This is a genomic window from Maribacter sp. UBA3344 (assembly GCF_002362375.1).
Classification (GTDB): domain Bacteria; phylum Bacteroidota; class Bacteroidia; order Flavobacteriales; family Flavobacteriaceae; genus Maribacter; species Maribacter dokdonensis.
The window spans coordinates 182,422-199,821 of record NZ_DERI01000030.1 but is presented as its reverse complement, the minus strand read 5'-3'; the positions used below and the strand labels follow the sequence as shown (position 1 = coordinate 199,821).

The window sequence follows — 17,400 nt, the reverse complement described above, 5'->3', positions numbered from 1 at the left end:
CATAACTACAATCATTGTAATAAAATTCAACTATGCTCTTTAGATTAAAATTTACACTCTCCTTATTATTAATCACTCTTTTAAGTACCACCTCTTATTCCCAAGTAACATTCGAACCTGGTTATATAGTTGATAATTCAGGAAATAAAATTGAATGTTTTATAAAAAATGTAGGCTGGAAAAACAATCCCACTTCATTTGAATATAGGACCAATTTCGATTCAGAAATTAAGAATGGATATATTAATAATATAGCCGAATTTTCATTAAATAATGGAAAGAAATATATAAGACAAGAGGTCAAAATTGATCGATCGAAAACCCTACTCAAAAGACTGAGTAAATCAAAAGAAGCGGTCTTAAATTCTGAAAAATTATTTCTTGAAGAAATAGTCAGTGGTGACGCAAACTTGTTCTATTATGAAGATAGCAATCTGATAAGATTCTTTTTTAATACCACCAATACTTCTACAGAACAATTAATTTACAAAAAGTACCTGACTGCAGATAATAAGGTAGGAGAAAACACCAACTACAAAAAACAATTATGGGACAACCTACAATGCGGTAATATAACGCTAAACGATGTTAAGTCTATAGATTACAAAAAAACTGAATTAGTTACTTTTTTTAATTTATACAATCTGTGCAAGAACCCAAAATATGTAGACAGCAAAGCATCTAAAATTGAAAACAAAAATGTTTTCAACTTAGGTATAAGAGCTGGATTAAACTCTGCATCATTGGACTATTCTTCACCTCAAGAAAGTACAAATTTCAGTCTGGAAAATAAAACTACTCTAAGGTTTGGAATTGAACTAGAAGCTATATTGCCTTTTAATAAGAACAAATGGTCTTTGTTTATACAACCAATGTATCAAAGTTTTAAGGGAGAAGAACAGCTTGAATTCCAAACAGTATCCGTAGACTACAAATCAATCGAAACATCATTAGGGGTAAGACATTATTTTTTTCTAAGTAATGATTCTAAAATATTTATAAATTCTGCGTTCCAAATAGATACCGCTTTAGATTCAAATATTGATTTTGAAACAAGTAGTGACTTTGAAATTTCACCACGAACTTCCTTTAATTTTGGAATAGGTTTTTCCCATAACAACTCTAGCATAAAGATAAATTATAATCCTAGACGAGAATTATTAAGCAATTACGCGGCAATATCATCAAGCTACAAAGTACTTTCTGTAGTATTAGGATACAACTTTTTATAAGGGGTGATAGTTTAAATCAGATTTGTATTATACTAATATTAATAAACAAGCGACTCTAACAGAGTCGCTTTTTTTGTTTTTGGGTTTTTATGTATTTTAACAATTAAATTCCTAACCAACCATTACAAATGTCCTGCAAAAACTGCTCTTCTGCTCTAGTTCATCAATCATTTTACTGTAACCAATGTGGTGCTAAAATAGTCTCCGAAAGAATAACGATTAAACGTATTCTAGAAGACGCTTTTCAAAATTATATTGGGTGGGACAATAAGTACCTTGTTACCATTAAATACTTGATTTTAAGACCTGGAGTGCTTCTTAGGGAATATTATAGCGGCACACGTAAAAAATTCTTAAACCCTTTTGCATTTCTAACTATAGGCATGGCTATTAACTTGTTTGTATTTAATTCTTTTGATGAAGAATTTATATCGGTTATGAATAATTTTAATAAATCTCAACTAGATTGGTATGCCGAAGTTATAGGAGGTCCATTTACAAATGAAGAGTTTCGATCAGAGCAACTGACAAAATCTGCTGAAAGTTCAAAATTCATGCTTAAGTATTTTAATATATTAGTAATACTTCTGTTACCACTATACACCTTGATGGCTTTTCTTATATACAGAAAGCCATACAATTATGCGGAACATATTGTAGCTAACTCTTACATTCAGGGATTTAGTTTCTTAACAACTACCTTTATATTCTTTATTTCTATTTGGATTCATCCAAGTCTGTATCTCATAATTTATCCATTACTGATTCTCTATTATACCTATGTCTATGGAAAGCTTTATAAGCTAACAATAGGACAGTCAATTTTGAAAATTATTTTATTTTTAGCCATTTTAATAGGAAGTATATTAGCTGTAGCAATCATTTCAGTTATTATAGGTATAGCTATTGGATACATATTGGGAAACTTTAAATAAATTTCATTGAACCAAAAATCAAAAGGTTACACCGTTCAAGAAGCCACTAAAAAAATAGAAAGCTACTGTGCCTACCAAGATCGTTGTCACAAAGAGGTGGTTTCTAAATTAAAGGATATGGGTATGATACCGATAGCTATAGATACCATTATAGCCCAACTTATTGAAGACAGGTTTTTAAATGAAGAGCGCTTTGCCAAAAGTTTTGCGAGAGGAAAATTCAATATTAAAAAATGGGGCAAAAATAGAATTGTACGTGAACTCAAGTTTAGAGATATTTCTAAATATAATATAACTACAGCTTTAAAAGAGATCGAACCCGAAGCATACTCAACCACCCTAGATCATCTCGCTAAAAAAAGACTAGATCAAATTACTGAAACAAATACCCAGAAAAGAAGAAAAAAATTAGCAGATTACCTCCTATACAGAGGCTGGGAAAGTCACTTGGTCTATGAAAAACTGCAAGAGTTAATTCCCTAAGAACCTTTAGTTTTCATCTAATGCCTCAACATTTTTATTAGTGTCAGTAATCGCCCTGATATTCTTGGCATCTATCCAATCTTGACCTTTGAGTTTTCGCATTAATACATCATAATGGCGCATAATCAAAATGTTGTAAAATGCCTTACCTAAATTTTTGGGATTCCGTGCCAAAGCACGCAAACTCATAGAAAAACCCGGGGTTATATACTTCATATAATGCCAAAACCCTTCTGGCATATACAGTACTTCTCCATGTTTTAATGTTGTTTTAAAACCGTTAGCATGTCTTAGAGCAGGCCACTTTTGATAATCAGGATTAGAGAAGTCAATGCTTTCATGAGTTATTAAAGAATGTGGTACTTTATAAAGCTTCTTTGTTTCAGATTGAGGAAACAACACCACTTCTTTCTCTCCATCAAAATGAAAATGAAAAATATTGGCTAAATCAATATCATAATGCATAAAGGTGTATGAATCTCTTCCGCCAAAAAACAACATTGGCAGCCCTTTTAAAAGCCTTAACCCAAAATCCGGAAAGACATAGTCTTTCTGTAAGGCAGGTACTTCCTTTAAAATATTCCAAAGAAAAATTCTGTATTTGGTTGGCTCTTTTTTTAAAAGATCAACATAGTCCGCCATTTTCATTTTAGCATGTGGCTCGTTAAAACCGTCTTTATGCTGAACCGGTCTATTATCATATAAGGGCACAGTAATATCCCCTGCAACCTCTTTCATGTAATCTAAATTCCATTTGGTAAAGGCTGGCCAGTCTGCAATAGCCTGTTCTAACACAACAGGCTTTTGAGGCTTAAAGTAGTTTTCTATAAAGTCGTCCTTAGTAATATTCTTTACCCTAGGAATGTCTGCTAACTTCAATTACTCTTGGTTTTTTTAGGGATGCCAAAGATAATTAACGTTAAGAAAATATTTTCTTAAAAATGTATTAATGTAGTATTATTCAACAATTTTAGCCTTTTGCTTGGCATTTTCATTACGCTCAATTGAATGACCCGGTCTTGACCATTTCGGTTTTTCGCCCATTGGTTTTAATTGAGAATCCTTTGCTTCAACAGTTTTTGGCTGTGATACTTTTGTAAACGGCTTTTGTGGATTTAAGCCTAACATTTTGAACATTTCCATATCCTCGTTTACATCTGGGTTAGGAGTAGTCAACAACTTATCTCCCGCAAAAATAGAGTTTGCTCCGGCAAAGAAACACATTGCCTGCCCTTCTCTACTCATCTCTGTTCTACCTGCGGATAAACGAACCTGAGTCTCTGGCATAACTATTCTGGTTGTAGCCACCATTCGAATCATATCCCAAATAGATACGGGCTCAATATCTTCCATTGGCGTTCCTTCTACGGCAACCAATGCATTAATTGGAACTGATTCTGGCTGTGGATTTAATGATGTCAACGCCACCAACATGCCTGCTCTATCTTCCAATGCCTCTCCCATTCCTATAATACCACCGCTACAAACGGTTACATTACTCTTACGTACATTTTCTATAGTATCTAAACGGTCTTCAAAAGCACGAGTGGAAATTACATCTTTATAATAATCCTCTGATGTATCTAAATTATGATTGTAAGCGTACAAACCAGCTTCTGCCAAACGCTTTGCCTGATTTTCTGTGATCATGCCCAAAGTACAGCAAACCTCCATGTCAAGCTTATTGATGGTTCTTACCATTTCTAACACTTGTTCAAATTCAGGACCATCCTTAACATTTCTCCATGCGGCACCCATGCACACCCTAGAACTACCAGATGCTTTTGCACGTAACGCCTGAGCTTTTACTTGAGAAACGGCCATTAAATCATTTCCTTCAATATCTGTATGATAACGCGCCGCCTGAGGACAATACCCGCAATCTTCTGGACAACCACCAGTTTTAATGGAAAGTAATGTAGAAACCTGTACCGTATTAGGGTCATGATTTTTTCTATGCACCGTTGCAGCTTCGTAAAGTAGCTCCATTAAAGGCTTGTTGTAAATTTCTAAAATTTCTTCTTTTGACCAATTATGTCTTGCTTCGCTCATATAATCTTAGGTTGTTACCAGGGTTCAAAAATAACTGAATTTAAATTGAAAAAATAATTGTTGGTTTTTAAATTAATGATTTACACCTTCTATTCTTTCTTAGAAACCAAAATACTTACTGCATTACCACCAAACCCAACCGCATTTACAAGCACTTTTTTCAGGTCTTTTTCATGCGTTTTCTGATTCAAATAAGGTATTGAGACCATTTCATTATTCTGTAACATGAGTATTGCCAATTCTAAATTTAACATACCCGATGTGGCAAACGTATGACCAATTTTCCATTTATTCGTAGTCAATTGCGGCATATCATCACCAAAAACTTCTTTGATGGCATTATATTCTGATGAATCTCCTTTTATGGTTCCTGGTGCGTGCATTACAATGGCATCTACCTCAGCAGGATTTATCTCATCCAACGCCATTTTCATAGATTTTTGAAAGCAAACGGCATTTGCGGAAATTGATGTATTATGTTTTAAAATTTCCGTTGCAAACCCCACTCCTTCAATAACAGCCAGAGCATTGTCAACAATCCCAGTTTCCAAACACGCAACTGATGCCGCTTCGCCTAAAATCATACTATTGTATTCTTTCTCCATATTCAAGGCTTGGCACGGATAACTTCGGCTATACTCAGTTACAGCTAAGTCATCGACTTCCGAATTCGAGTTTAACGTTGGTGCTTTTGCATATATTTTCAATGCCTTCATTTGGGCAATGGTGAAGTTGGTCAACGGAGCTTCACTGGCTCCTACCAAAAACTTATTTGACATTCCGCTATTAAGCCATGCCACTCCGTTCAATACCGAATGCAGACCCGTAGAACAGGTAATGGAATGAGATATTTCTGGTCCGGTTGCGCCTAGATCATGAGATACCCATGACGAAATATTACCCAATGTAGTAGTTGGTGAACTTAATGTTGATGAAACTCCAGTTTCTAAATATTCTGCATGGTATTCTTCAAACAACTTGGTCGCCCCTCTTGATGAGCCCATATTGATTCCAAAATCAGAAGTATTGCTCCAACCAGATTGTTCAAAAGCCATCCTAGAGGCTACCATAGCGAACAACACACTATCATCTAACTTTTTATATTTACTATCAGACCCTCTTAATGATACTACCATTACTTGCGCAGATGTCGCTAAAGGTGCAACCCAAGTTTCAGAACCATTTATTTCTTTTAAAGTAAAGTAATGGTCGTTATCTTGATATGCTTTCCAAGTTTCTTCCAATGTACTTCCTAAAGGAGAAAGCGAGGCTATGGATGTTATTGATATTTTTTCTTTCAATGTCTATTCTAAAAGGTGTTCAATGCTTCCGTTATGGCCTCATAAACCTTCTGAAGCTCTCCTTTTTTAATTACATAGGGCGGCAATACATAAACGGTATTCCCTAAAGGTCTTAATAAAACACCTCTTTCTAAAAAGAAGCTATATAGCTTATCTCTTAAATTACCGTAACGTTCTGTTTCTATATTTAAGTCAATGGCCAAAATTACGCCCTTAACCCTTACTTCCGCAACTTTTGGGTGTGATTTAATTTCTTGTACATATGTATTGTGAGCCCTATTAATAGCTGACCTTTTCCTCTCAATTTCTGGAGAGTTCAATAATTTAATACTCGCCAATGCTGCAGCACAACCTAATGGGTGAGCGCTGAACGTATGAGCGTGGAAAAAACCTTTATGCACCTCATCACTTAAAAATCCGTTATACACCGCTTGAGAACAGCTGGTAATACTTAACGGGAACATACCGGCCGTCAATGCCTTGCTCAAACACATGATATCTGGCTTGTTTTCCAAATAATCAGAAGCAAAATTTTTACCTGTTTTACCGAACCCGGTCATTATTTCATCGGCAATACATACAATATCTTCTTCTTGACAAATTCCTATTAATTCATTTAAACCTTTAGCCGAATGGAATTTCATGCCGGCCGCACCTTGTACCAATGGTTCAAAAACGAAAGCAGCGCATTTATTGTTCTTTAGTATTTGGGAGAGCATCTGTTTTATCTCATCTAAATTATCTTCTGTTGGAACGGGAATACGTTCTACTTTTAACAAAAAATCTTCAAACGGACCGTTATATGATGAAAGTCCCGATGCACTCATTGCGCCAAACGTATCGCCATGAAATCCATCCTCAAAAGCAATTAATGTATCTCTCTTCTCTCTTTTATTATGAAAAAATTGAAGTGCCATTTTTATTGCTGCTTCAACCGCCGTAGAGCCATTGTCGTTAAAGAAAATCTTAGCCTGATTGCTAGGCAATATTTCCATTAATTTTTCAGACAATTCAATTGCAGGTTCATGCGTTAATCCACTGAACATTACAAAGTCTAAGGTTTGCATCTGTTGTGTAATCGCAGAAACAATCTGTTCATTGGCGTGGCCATACATTACGGTATACCACGATGCAATTGCATCTATATATTCTTTTCCCTTTTCATCAAACAACAAAGCACCTTTTGCCTTTACAATAGGAAGCTGGGGTTTACCAAGCTTATGTTGTGTTAGCGGGTGCCATAGGTGTTTTTTATCTCTTGTTGATAGATTTTCTACAGTCATAGAATTTATAATTCGCCATTTTATCTATCTTGCAAAGATCGGGAAATAAACCGCAATAACTAGATGCCCTTAGAAAGAAACAGAAATGCACTTTTCACTTTTTCCCAAATGAAGGATACTACGGTGTTCCTATTACTCTCATTAATTACACTGTTTATTCGATTCCCCTTTTTCTTTAGAGACTACGTGGATCGTGACGAAAGTACCTTTATTCTTCTTGGTCAATCTTGGGTTGACGGATTTTTGCCTTATACACAGTTGTGGGACCTAAAACCACCTTTAACTTTTGCTTTTTTTGCGGCTATCATATCCATATTTGGCAAAAGTTTTGTCGCCATACGCTTTGCAGGAGTTGTTTTAGTAGCTATAACCGCATACTTTACATATAAAACAGCACTGACCCTAGTTTCTAAAAAGGCGTCTGTATTCATAGGAATCATCTGCATTGTTTTGCTAAGCCTATTTGGCAGCTTACAAGGAGTAATGTCTGAACATATTTGCATGGCTTTCTTTGTGCCATCAATCTATATTTTGATTTCAAAAAAATCTAGCTTTTCCATATTTTTATCTGGCATACTAATGGGCTCAACGGTAATGGTCAAGCTAAACATGGCCTTCCCAATTCTGTTCTTAGGACTCTTTTTATGCTATGAATCTATTTTCACTAACAGAAAAATAAGCTTTCTACAAGTTATCTTATTTGGTACCGGAGCCCTAACCGTTGTTATAGCCACTGTAGCCCCATATTTTTTGAACGATATAACGTATACCTGGTGGGAGTCCGTAATTCTTGCTCCATTAGAATATACGGAAGCTAGACGTTATTCTGTTTTTAAGCTAGCGCCTATTTTCGTTATTACAGCTGTATTTTTGTTTTATTCCCATAAAAGTAAAAATCTAGATTTTAAGAACAGAAATATTCAATTGTTGGTGATTACCATCATAGGTGTATTATTCTCTTTTGCAAAAGGAGGAAGAATCAATGGCCATTACCTGATACAACTACACCCCATGCTATTAATTTTGGTAGGTGTTGTTGTTAGCAACCTTATTAAAGTTCATAAACCAAAAATACCGGCTTACCTAGCCGTAATTGGTCTATTGATTCCTGCAGAAAGTTATCTGGAGTATGTAAATGTTGTAAATAATAAGATTGAAAAAGGCACTATTTTCAATGGTGAAGGTTTTTCTGCCCCACAATTCATTTTAGAAAACCAACTAGAAACCAAAAACGTACTATTCTTTGAATATCATATAGGTTATTGGAACTTAGGCACCTTACCACCAACTATCGCCTCTACACATCCTAGTAATATTTGTAGGGATGAACTTTTTCCATTCTTTAAAAACCCGAGAAAGAACTCTATGGAAGAATTAAAGTTTATCATGGAAGAGTTACAACCAAAAACCGTTGTCATTAGAAAAGGCAAACGTATTTTAGATAAAAAAGAAGTTGAGGAAAACCAGTATATAGACAACTACCTTGCCCAACATTATGCTTTATTCGCAACGGTAGATAATGCTACAATTTTACAGCGATTATAAGGTTTGTAATATTCCTTGAAATTTGTCGGCATATTTTTTAATGACCTCTTTTGTGAATTCTTTTTCTTCGTCTATTCTACCAATTAACGACACACCGGTTTTATGCAGTATGATATTCTCCGTGTGCGGATTTGCTTCTCCACTGAACAATACCGAAACTTCATATCCTTTATGTAACAACCATTGTATTGTCAATAAAGAATGGTTGATACTGCCCAAATAATTTCTAGATACCACAACCACTTTATAATCTGGCATTATAATGTCGAACATGGTATCTTCATTATTAAGTGGCACCAATATACCACCAGACCCTTCTATGATCAAATTATTATCCGTTTCTGGCTCGTTAATGTGAAACCTATCTATAGAGACACCTTCAATCTCGGCAGCAGCATGCGGACTCATGGGCAATTTTAGATTATAGCTGCTTGGGTGAAACTTAGACCTATCATTAGATATTAAACGTTTTACCTTATCCGTATCCGTATTATCTAAATCTCCAGCCTGTACCGGTTTCCAATAATCGGCTTTCAATGCTTCCACAAAAATTGCTGATGCAATAGTTTTACCTACCTCGGTAGAAATTCCTGTCACAAAAATCTTTTGCATATTTTCTTACTTTGAATTAGTGATCATGTTACAATTTAGGCACTTATATTTTCTTTTCTCGAAAAATGGAAAAAGTTTATAAAATATACCCTTACTGTTATAATATGGCTCTGACCTCCGCGCTTTGCAATTAGGACAAACAATGGGTTTTCCATTATTATCCAAGGCGTACGTTCTAATACTGTTATAGACAGCAATTGCCCTTTCTTTATCTTTAGAATATACTTGCAACTTTACACCACCAATGGCATTACTGATCAATGGATCTGAGTTCAAGGTGTTCTCATCCCTAAGAAAAACGGGTATACCCTCAGATTCTAGCTTACCTTTAACAATTTGCACATCGGCAACATATTCAAAAGATGCCAATTGATAGAATTTATTCTCCATAGACCACTACATATAACTAGCCAATAATTTTACCAAAAGCCCAATCTCTTCCTTTGAATTATAACTATGTAAACAAATTCTTAACCGTTCTTGTCCTACTGGTACCGTTGGCGATAGAACAGCTTTTAAATTAAAACCTTTATCCAGCATCTTATTCGCTACTTCTTTTGCGTAATTAGAACCAGGTATAATACAACCTTGAATAGCAGAATCACTTGGCAAAAAACAAGCTTCTAATTTATGCGATGCTACTTGTTTTTTAAAGTATTCAATGTTTTCAAATAGCAGTTTTCTAGGCGCTTTACCAAGTTCGTCTAAAAACTCATGAGCAGTTATAATTGTAGCCAATGAATGTGGTGTTAGCCCAGTAGAATAAATAAATGATTTTGCAAAATTAACTAGATAATCTTTCAAATCTTCAGAGCCAAGTATTGCAGCACCATGGCAACCAAATCCTTTACCAAAAGTTACCGTTCTAGCAAAAACATCTTTTTCCAATTTCAACAATGGCACCATTCCTTCTCCATTATTACCCAATACCCCAACCGCATGAGCTTCATCCACTATTAGACAATACTCATTTGATTTCGCATATTTAGCAAAGGCTTTCAAATCAGGAGAATCTCCGTCCATGGAAAAAATGCTTTCCGTTACAATAAAAACCGAGTATGTTTCATGTTCATTTCTAGCTACATTCAAAGCTATTTTTTCTTTTAAGCTAGTAAGATCGTTATGTGAAAAACTATAAGATTTGGCGTTGCTTAAACGTAACCCTTCTCGTATACTAGCGTGTATATACTCATCATAAAATACCAGGTCACCTTTTTGGGGAAGAGTACTAAATAGCCCTATATTGGCATCATACCCAGAGTTAAAAACCAATGCCGCATTAGATTTGTAAAAGGTGGCCAATTGAGATTCTAACCTAGTAAATAATTTATGATTTCCAGATAATAATCTTGACCCTCCAGAACCATTTGAGGCAACACTGTCAGTCAATAATAATTGAAAAGTTTTAGAAAATAAGGTCTCGTTAATAGCAAAACCTAAATAATCATTGGATAAAAAATCTATTAAACCTTCTGTGGTATTAAGTGTACGTAAAGTACCTTCTTTTTTACGCGTTTCTAAAACTCGCTTTAATCTATTAGGCAGTTGGCTCATAGCACAAAAATAACTTTTCTATGAAAGGATTATAACCAAATTGAAAATTTCATGAAATTTTTCTACCATCTTATCAATATCACTGATAATCCTTTAAGGTTTTGATTGAAAACGTTGCAAATATTCATTTATCAACCTGATAGATAACCACTTAGATGATCATAAAATTTAGGTGTATTGAAGAAAAAATCAATTAAATGCATTGATAAACAAACTTAAATACTATTTTTGCCTCTTTTTTTAAAGAAATTTCTTACTATTATTTTAGAATATTAGAATAAGTAACTATCTTCTTACAAAGATAACCATGAAAGGGAGAAATATTTTAGATACTAATAGATTAAAAGCATTGATTTCTTTTGATGTTATGGATACTAATCCAGAAGCTATCTATGACGAAATTACATCTTTAGCCGCTTCTATTTGTAATACCCCTGTAAGCTTAATTTCATTAGTTGATGATAAAAGGCAGTTTTTTAAATCGCACTTCGGATTTGAAGGTAATGGTACTCCTTTAAAAGAATCTTTTTGCAAGCATGTTATTACCGACGATTTAGATGTACTAGTAGTAGAGGACACTCATGCAGACAAACGATTTCAAGACAATAAACTTGTTACAGAAGACCCCAATGTAGGTTTTTATGCCGGTGCCTCATTAACTACCGAAGATGGTCACCGCCTTGGCACATTGTGTGTTATTGATTACGAATCAAGACAACTTAGTAAAACCCAATTAGACGGATTACAAACATTGGCCAAACAAGTAGTTCATCTTTTAGAATTACGTAAGGCGAAAAAAATTGAACAAGACCAAAAAATTGAACTTGAGAAAAAGGGTCGACTTTTAGATAACATTGTTTCTGCCACCGGCATAGGGTTTTGGGAACGTAATTTCGCAAACGATACCTTTACTTTAAATCCACAAGGCATTGACATTTTAGGCATAGATCCCAATACAGTAAAAAATTTTACAACCGATGACTGGTTTAAACTAATTAACCCTGAGGATGTAGCTGAAGTTGAGAAAAAAATGCTTCAATGCTTACAATACCCATCTAAAGATTGTAGCGTACAATACAGATTCCTACAAAAAAATGGGGAATTTAAATGGATACATGAAAAAGGTAAGGTACTAAAATGGAACGAAGCTAAAGAACCGTTAGTTATGTACGGTACTTTACAAGATATAACAGAGAAAAAAAGCTTTACAACTGAGCTTCATAGGGTCAAGAATAACCAAGAGGCTATGATCAATAGCACTAGGGACCTCATGTGGTCTATAGATTTGGATTTTAAACTAATTACAGCCAATACCGCATTTCACGAACTGGTTAAAAAAATCCAAGGTGAACCTTTCAATGAAGGAGACTCTGTTTTTTCTACAAGCGTACCTAGTAGTATTACGGAAAAATGGAAATCTTATTATACCAAGGCAATTAAAACCGGTAGTTTTTCGGTCAAACAGAAAATACAAGACCCCAGTAAATTTTGGACCACATACGGGCTAACCTCTTTTGATTTAATGTATAACAAGGAGGGGGAAAAAATAGGGATTACCTGTTTCTCAAAAGACATTACCTCAGAAATCTTATCTCAGCAAGTTTTAATCAGTGCAAAAGAGGAGATGCAAAAAATAATGGACACTTCTTTAGATATTATATGCACCCTTGATGAGGAAGGATACTTTTTAAGTATTAACAGAGCAGTAAACGATATTTGGGGCTATGCACCAAAAGATATTATTGGTACCAAATATACTGAACTGATCTATGAAGAGGATATAATTGTAACAGAAGAAAATGCCGAATTTGTTTTGTCCGGAAACAAAGTAATCAATTTTGAAAATAGATACGTTCATAAAAATGGTCATGCCGTACCTATGCTTTGGTCCTCTAATTGGGATGAAAAAGATAGGGTATATTATTGTATAGCCAGAGATAATACCGAAAAGAAAAATGCAGAACTTCAATTAGAAAATAGCGAACGTAGATTTAAGACTTTGGTACAAGAGAGTAGTGATATCATAACTATACTAGATGCCGAAGCCAATTTTAAATATGTAAGCCCAAGTTCAATGAAGGTCATTCAAATAAGCCCCGAAGAATTTGAAGGACAAAACGCATTCGATTACATACATCCAGATGATTTAGAGCGTGTAAAAACACAGTTCAACAAAATAACCCAAAATGATTCTATAAAAATAGAACCGTTTAGATTTAAAAATAAATTTGGTGAATGGCGATGGTTTGTAGCAAATGTATCCAACCAAATAAACGAACCTTCAATTCAAGGGGTTATTATAACCTCTAGAGATATTAATGACACCAGAATTGCAAAAGAACAACTAGAGCAAAGTGAACGCAGATATAAAACCTTAGTGCAAGAAGGCAGCGATATGATCTGTATTATGGATGAAAATGCCAACTTCACATATGCAAGTCCTACTTCCACGAAAATCTTGAATATTACGCCAGAACAATTTATGGGTACTAATGCGTTCGATTATGTGCACCCAGATGATTACAATAGAGTATTCAATGAGTTCATTAAGATCCTAAAAGTAAACCAGGTAGCCATTAAACCATTTAGATTTAAACATGGGGACGGACACTGGATCTGGTTAGAAACCATTATTACCAACAAAATTGACGAACCCTCATTAAAAGGAATTGTGGTAAATTCTAAAGATGTTACCACCAAGGTTCAACATTTAAATGCCATTGAGGAACAAAATGCCCAATTGAAAAAAATTGCATGGACCCAATCACATATCGTTAGAGCTCCAGTAGCAAGATTAATGGGCTTGGTAGACTTATTAAGAGACGATAAAGAAAAATTAAAGCCTGAAGAAAGAGATCAAATTCTCAATTATATAATTACATCGGCAGATGAAATTGACAATGTTATCAAAGATATTGTAGACAATACCATTAATGCCATCGATTTAGACGAAAATAAATGAATTATAAACTTATAATAATTGAGGACGATCCCATTTTTACATTTTTACTGGAAAAAGGAATTGATCATGCCGAACTACCGGGTGAAATATTAAATTTCTCAAATGGAAAGCCTGCAATAGAACACCTTAGCAATTCCTATTCAAAATCCCATAATTACATTATTTTTCTTGATTTGAATATGCCAGTAATGAACGGATGGGAGTTTATGGATAAATTAGAATCTATTGCAACTACAGATAATTGTATGGTATTTGTGCTTACTTCTTCTGCATATAGAGATGATATTGAACGTTTAAAGAAAAAGTCATTGGTATCGGATTTTGTAACCAAACCAATTACAGAATTTCATTTAAAAGGTATTAAAGATACCATTATAGAAAAATTCGATAAAAACGGAATTGTATAAGTCCCACCTAATTATCACCCCATATTTTCATTTTAGAATCCATTTTTCCAACATTCATTTACCAGCTTCATTATCTTAGCTAAAAATCTAAGATATGCGCTATCTCACCCTTTTACTTTTTTTAGGATTACATATTTCAAGTATTACCGCACAATCTAGTACCTATGTAATATCATTTGATAATGCGGTACATCACGAAGCCGATATTTCAGCAACCTTCAACGAAATAGTTGAAGACACTTTATCACTTAGGATGAGCCGCACATCACCAGGTAGGTATGCACTTCATGAATTCGCTAAAAACGTATATAACTTAAAGGCATTTGACAGTAAGGGCGATGTACTACCCATTTCAAAAAACAACCCTTATGAATGGCTTGTTCCTAAACATGATGGTACTGTAAAAATCACCTATACACTTTATGCCAATAGAGCGGACGGAACGTATTCTCAAATTGATGAGACACACGCCCATTTGAACATACCGGCAACCTTTATGTACGCCCCATCCCTAAGCACAAGAAAAATCACTGTAGATTTTAAAACCAGAGATGATTTAAATTGGAAGATAGCTACACAATTACCTTTAATAAAAAACAACACCTACAGCGCTCCAAATCTGCAATATTTTATGGATAGCCCAACCGAATTAAGCAATCACAAACTAAGGGAATTCAATATAGACGGGCAAACCATAAAATTAGCGTTACATGATCCATGTACCGAAGAAGAAGCATCCACATATTTTGAGAAAGTAAAAAAAGTGGTTCTTGCCGAAAAAGAAGTATTCGGCGAGCTACCCACATTTGATTATGGTTCTTATACTTTTATTGCTTGCTATGTACCAAATGCTTCCGGTGATGGAATGGAGCATAGAAATTCTACAATTTTGACAAGCACCAGAACATTATCAAATGGTGGTATGGATAGAAATATAGGGACCGTTTCACATGAGTTTTTTCATAGCTGGAATGTGGAACGTATTAGACCAAAATCTTTGGAACCGTTTAATTTTGAAGAAGCAAATATGAGTGGTGAATTATGGTTTGCAGAGGGCTTTACAAGTTATTATACCAACCTTATTTTATGCAGGGCAGGCTTAATTACACCTGAAAAATATGTAGAAGGATTAACAGGCACTTTTAACTATGTGTGGAATTCACCTGCAAGACAATTCTTTAACCCTATAGAAATGAGTTACCAAGCTCCTTTTGTAGATGCGGCAACTTCCGTAGACCCCGTTAATAGAGAAAATACCTTTATTTCATATTACTCTTACGGCAGTGTTCTTGGGTTAGCTTTAGATTTACAACTACGTAATGAAGGTCTTAATTTAGATGATTTTATGAAGCTGGTTTGGTCAACCTACGGTAAAACCGAAAAACCTTATACCATTGAAAATTTGAACGAACTATTGAACACGTACGCTGGTAAAACATTCGGTAACAACTTCTTTAATAGTTTTGTTTATAAAAGCGAAATGCCGCAGTATAACGAACTATTTAAAACAGTTGGCATAAGTATGTCTCAAAATGCAGAAATAGCCTATTTTGGTGCCGCTGTATCTATAACAGATGATTTAAACGGTAAAATTGGAAGCAATACCAAAATTGGGAGTCCGGCTTACCTTGCCGGATTAGATAAAGACGATATCATATCTTCAATAAATGGAAAATCATTCTCAAATGGAATTCAATTTAATACGTTTATCAATGAAGGATTCAAACCAGAAGACACTCTTTCAATAACCTTTTTAAGAGATGATATGGAAAGAAAAACTGAGGTCATTTTAACCTCTGAACTAGACTATGCCATTAACTTAGTGGAGAAAAATGACAAAGCTCCTACAAAAAAAGTATTAAAAGCCCGCCAAGCTTGGCTAAAAGTTGAATAAATGAGCTTAATATATACTACCGCCACAACCAAAGAAGAATTAATACAAATTCTTTCTTTACAAGAAATGAACTTAAAATCAGCTGTTTCCGATCTAGAAATGCAACAAGAAGGATTTGTAACCGTACATCACAATTTAGATGTGCTAACTAGAATGAACAACGCCTGCCCCCATATTATCGCAAAAGATGGTGATAAAGTAGTAGGTTACGCACTTTCAATGACTGATGATTTTAAAGATGAAATTTCAGTTCTAAGACCAATGTTTACCGAATTAGAAAATGTAAACATTCAAAATTTTATTACCATGGGGCAAATCTGTGTTGCCAAGACCCATAGAAAAATGGGTGTTTTCCGTGGACTCTATAACGCCATGAAAAAAGCCTCTTACCCAAAATATGATGCCATAATTACCGAAGTTGATGCTACAAACAGCAGGTCATTAGGTGCACATTACGCCGTAGGTTTTGAAAAAATTTGCACTTATCATTCTTTGGGTCAAGACTGGGAATTGATTTCTTTGAAGACATCGTAATCCAATAAATTTTATTTTTATTATTGTTTTTCGATAACTTTTATATATTTGTTATCGTTAAACAATAATTTATTATATGAAAAATCTTCTTACTGCACTCAAATGGCTTATTAATTTTTTAATTTTCTCCGTACTAATATCTATAATTATAAACTTAGGTGAACTATCAAAATACGTTCTAACAAAATTTGATTTGCTTCAATATTCCGGTGATGAAAATAGCTGGATACTAATGGTTCTAATTCCTTTACCAACTGTTTTATTACAAGGTTATATAATCTGGCTTCTTTTGAAATTTAGAAAAGTAATACCTGAATTTAAAACGGATACAATATTTACAGAAAAAAATAGTGCTATATTTAGAAAGGTCGGTAACGGACTTATAGCCTATTCTGTATTAATTTTCTTTATAAGGTTAATAGAAAAATCCTTTGAAATAACTTTAGAATATGGTGTTTCAGCTTCATATACCTTAGGCAAAAATTTTGGAACGGCACTAAGCGGAAGAATATCACTTTTAGTAATAGCTATTTTTCTACTTAATTATAGCCCAATTAATTAAAGAAGGCTATCGTCTAAAACAAGAAAACGACCTAACTATATAAT

The 17,400-nt window shown here is 34.3% G+C and carries 16 protein-coding genes; 9 read left to right on the top strand and 7 right to left on the bottom strand.

The annotated features are described in order from the left end of the window. Positions 1 to 32: 32 nt before the first annotated feature. The 3 genes from B2Z27_RS18890 to B2Z27_RS18880 all read left to right on the top strand — a co-directional run bounded on the left by B2Z27_RS18890 (position 33) and on the right by B2Z27_RS18880 (position 2,650). Positions 33 to 1,232: a tRNA modification GTPase gene (locus B2Z27_RS18890; protein WP_286814844.1), complete on the top strand. Its 1,200-nt coding sequence runs from the start codon at positions 33 to 35 to the stop codon at positions 1,230 to 1,232. A gap of 128 nt (positions 1,233 to 1,360) precedes the next feature. Next, positions 1,361 to 2,167, top strand: a complete 807-nt coding sequence (locus B2Z27_RS18885; RefSeq protein WP_286814843.1) for a DUF3667 domain-containing protein — start codon at positions 1,361 to 1,363, stop codon at positions 2,165 to 2,167. A gap of 6 nt (positions 2,168 to 2,173) precedes the next feature. Then, a complete protein-coding gene (locus B2Z27_RS18880) occupies positions 2,174 to 2,650 on the top strand; it encodes a regulatory protein RecX (protein ID WP_286814842.1) in 477 nt (158 codons plus the stop codon). Between the two features lie 6 nt (positions 2,651 to 2,656). Here B2Z27_RS18880 and B2Z27_RS18875 read toward each other — a convergent pair whose 3' ends face one another. The 4 genes from B2Z27_RS18875 to bioA all read right to left on the bottom strand — a co-directional run bounded on the left by B2Z27_RS18875 (position 2,657) and on the right by bioA (position 7,286). Beyond that, on the bottom strand, positions 2,657 to 3,529 hold the full coding sequence (locus tag B2Z27_RS18875; protein WP_286814841.1) for a cupin-like domain-containing protein: 873 nt from the start codon (positions 3,527 to 3,529) through the stop codon (positions 2,657 to 2,659). Between the two features lie 78 nt (positions 3,530 to 3,607). Continuing rightward, on the bottom strand, positions 3,608 to 4,702 hold the full coding sequence (gene bioB, locus B2Z27_RS18870; RefSeq protein ID WP_074670361.1) for a biotin synthase BioB: 1,095 nt from the start codon (positions 4,700 to 4,702) through the stop codon (positions 3,608 to 3,610). A gap of 89 nt (positions 4,703 to 4,791) precedes the next feature. Continuing rightward, positions 4,792 to 6,003 (bottom strand): beta-ketoacyl synthase N-terminal-like domain-containing protein, encoded by a 1,212-nt coding sequence (locus B2Z27_RS18865; RefSeq protein WP_286814840.1) that lies wholly within the window; start codon positions 6,001 to 6,003, stop codon positions 4,792 to 4,794. A gap of 8 nt (positions 6,004 to 6,011) precedes the next feature. Next, a complete protein-coding gene (bioA, locus tag B2Z27_RS18860) occupies positions 6,012 to 7,286 on the bottom strand; it encodes an adenosylmethionine--8-amino-7-oxononanoate transaminase (RefSeq protein WP_286814839.1) in 1,275 nt (424 codons plus the stop codon). Positions 7,287 to 7,349: 63 nt separating this feature from the next. Between bioA and B2Z27_RS18855 the strand changes: the two genes are divergently transcribed. Beyond that, complete coding sequence (locus B2Z27_RS18855) at positions 7,350 to 8,831, top strand: ArnT family glycosyltransferase (RefSeq protein ID WP_286814838.1); 1,482 nt, start codon at positions 7,350 to 7,352, stop codon at positions 8,829 to 8,831. Here the strand turns inward: B2Z27_RS18855 and bioD are convergent. From bioD to B2Z27_RS18840, 3 genes are read right to left on the bottom strand one after another with little or no spacing between them, the layout of a single operon-like run. Further along, positions 8,826 to 9,443, bottom strand: a complete 618-nt coding sequence (bioD, locus tag B2Z27_RS18850; protein ID WP_286814837.1) for a dethiobiotin synthase — start codon at positions 9,441 to 9,443, stop codon at positions 8,826 to 8,828. The genes B2Z27_RS18855 and bioD overlap by 6 nt on opposite strands. A 6-nt stretch (positions 9,444 to 9,449) precedes the next feature. Continuing rightward, the gene (locus tag B2Z27_RS18845; RefSeq protein ID WP_058104861.1) at positions 9,450 to 9,833 is read right to left on the bottom strand and encodes a DUF2007 domain-containing protein; all 384 of its coding nucleotides are present in this window, start codon (positions 9,831 to 9,833) and stop codon (positions 9,450 to 9,452) included. Positions 9,834 to 9,839: 6 nt separating this feature from the next. After that, positions 9,840 to 10,997, bottom strand: coding sequence for an aminotransferase class I/II-fold pyridoxal phosphate-dependent enzyme (locus B2Z27_RS18840; protein WP_286814836.1), 1,158 nt, complete (start codon positions 10,995 to 10,997; stop codon positions 9,840 to 9,842). 307 nt (positions 10,998 to 11,304) lie between these two features. Between B2Z27_RS18840 and B2Z27_RS18835 the strand changes: the two genes are divergently transcribed. The 5 genes from B2Z27_RS18835 (at position 11,305) to B2Z27_RS18815 (ending at position 17,356) form a co-directional block, all read left to right on the top strand. Continuing rightward, on the top strand, positions 11,305 to 13,959 hold the full coding sequence (locus B2Z27_RS18835; RefSeq protein WP_286814835.1) for a PAS domain S-box protein: 2,655 nt from the start codon (positions 11,305 to 11,307) through the stop codon (positions 13,957 to 13,959). Continuing rightward, the gene (locus B2Z27_RS18830) at positions 13,956 to 14,366 is read left to right on the top strand and encodes a response regulator (RefSeq protein ID WP_286814834.1); all 411 of its coding nucleotides are present in this window, start codon (positions 13,956 to 13,958) and stop codon (positions 14,364 to 14,366) included. The genes B2Z27_RS18835 and B2Z27_RS18830 overlap by 4 nt, the downstream gene beginning before the upstream one ends. A 94-nt stretch (positions 14,367 to 14,460) precedes the next feature. Continuing rightward, the gene (locus B2Z27_RS18825; protein ID WP_286814833.1) at positions 14,461 to 16,260 is read left to right on the top strand and encodes a M61 family metallopeptidase; all 1,800 of its coding nucleotides are present in this window, start codon (positions 14,461 to 14,463) and stop codon (positions 16,258 to 16,260) included. Further along, the gene (locus tag B2Z27_RS18820; RefSeq protein WP_286814832.1) at positions 16,261 to 16,794 is read left to right on the top strand and encodes a GNAT family N-acetyltransferase; all 534 of its coding nucleotides are present in this window, start codon (positions 16,261 to 16,263) and stop codon (positions 16,792 to 16,794) included. Positions 16,795 to 16,870: 76 nt separating this feature from the next. Beyond that, on the top strand, positions 16,871 to 17,356 hold the full coding sequence (locus B2Z27_RS18815) for a hypothetical protein (protein ID WP_286814831.1): 486 nt from the start codon (positions 16,871 to 16,873) through the stop codon (positions 17,354 to 17,356). The last annotated feature ends 44 nt before the right edge of the window (positions 17,357 to 17,400 follow it).

What these genes read in the sequence shown, in the direction of transcription:
- B2Z27_RS18890 (WP_286814844.1), top strand. Translation starts at nt 33, where the DNA reads ATGCTCTTTAGATTAAAATTTACACTCTCCTTATTATTAATCACTCTT.
- B2Z27_RS18885 (WP_286814843.1), top strand. Translation starts at nt 1,361, where the DNA reads ATGTCCTGCAAAAACTGCTCTTCTGCTCTAGTTCATCAATCATTTTAC.
- bioB (WP_074670361.1), bottom strand. Translation starts at nt 4,702, where the DNA reads ATGAGCGAAGCAAGACATAATTGGTCAAAAGAAGAAATTTTAGAAATT.
- bioA (WP_286814839.1), bottom strand. Translation starts at nt 7,286, where the DNA reads ATGACTGTAGAAAATCTATCAACAAGAGATAAAAAACACCTATGGCAC.
- B2Z27_RS18855 (WP_286814838.1), top strand. Translation starts at nt 7,350, where the DNA reads ATGCCCTTAGAAAGAAACAGAAATGCACTTTTCACTTTTTCCCAAATG.
- bioD (WP_286814837.1), bottom strand. Translation starts at nt 9,443, where the DNA reads ATGCAAAAGATTTTTGTGACAGGAATTTCTACCGAGGTAGGTAAAACT.
- B2Z27_RS18845 (WP_058104861.1), bottom strand. Translation starts at nt 9,833, where the DNA reads ATGGAGAATAAATTCTATCAATTGGCATCTTTTGAATATGTTGCCGAT.
- B2Z27_RS18840 (WP_286814836.1), bottom strand. Translation starts at nt 10,997, where the DNA reads ATGAGCCAACTGCCTAATAGATTAAAGCGAGTTTTAGAAACGCGTAAA.
- B2Z27_RS18835 (WP_286814835.1), top strand. Translation starts at nt 11,305, where the DNA reads ATGAAAGGGAGAAATATTTTAGATACTAATAGATTAAAAGCATTGATT.
- B2Z27_RS18830 (WP_286814834.1), top strand. Translation starts at nt 13,956, where the DNA reads ATGAATTATAAACTTATAATAATTGAGGACGATCCCATTTTTACATTT.
- B2Z27_RS18825 (WP_286814833.1), top strand. Translation starts at nt 14,461, where the DNA reads ATGCGCTATCTCACCCTTTTACTTTTTTTAGGATTACATATTTCAAGT.
- B2Z27_RS18820 (WP_286814832.1), top strand. Translation starts at nt 16,261, where the DNA reads ATGAGCTTAATATATACTACCGCCACAACCAAAGAAGAATTAATACAA.
- B2Z27_RS18815 (WP_286814831.1), top strand. Translation starts at nt 16,871, where the DNA reads ATGAAAAATCTTCTTACTGCACTCAAATGGCTTATTAATTTTTTAATT.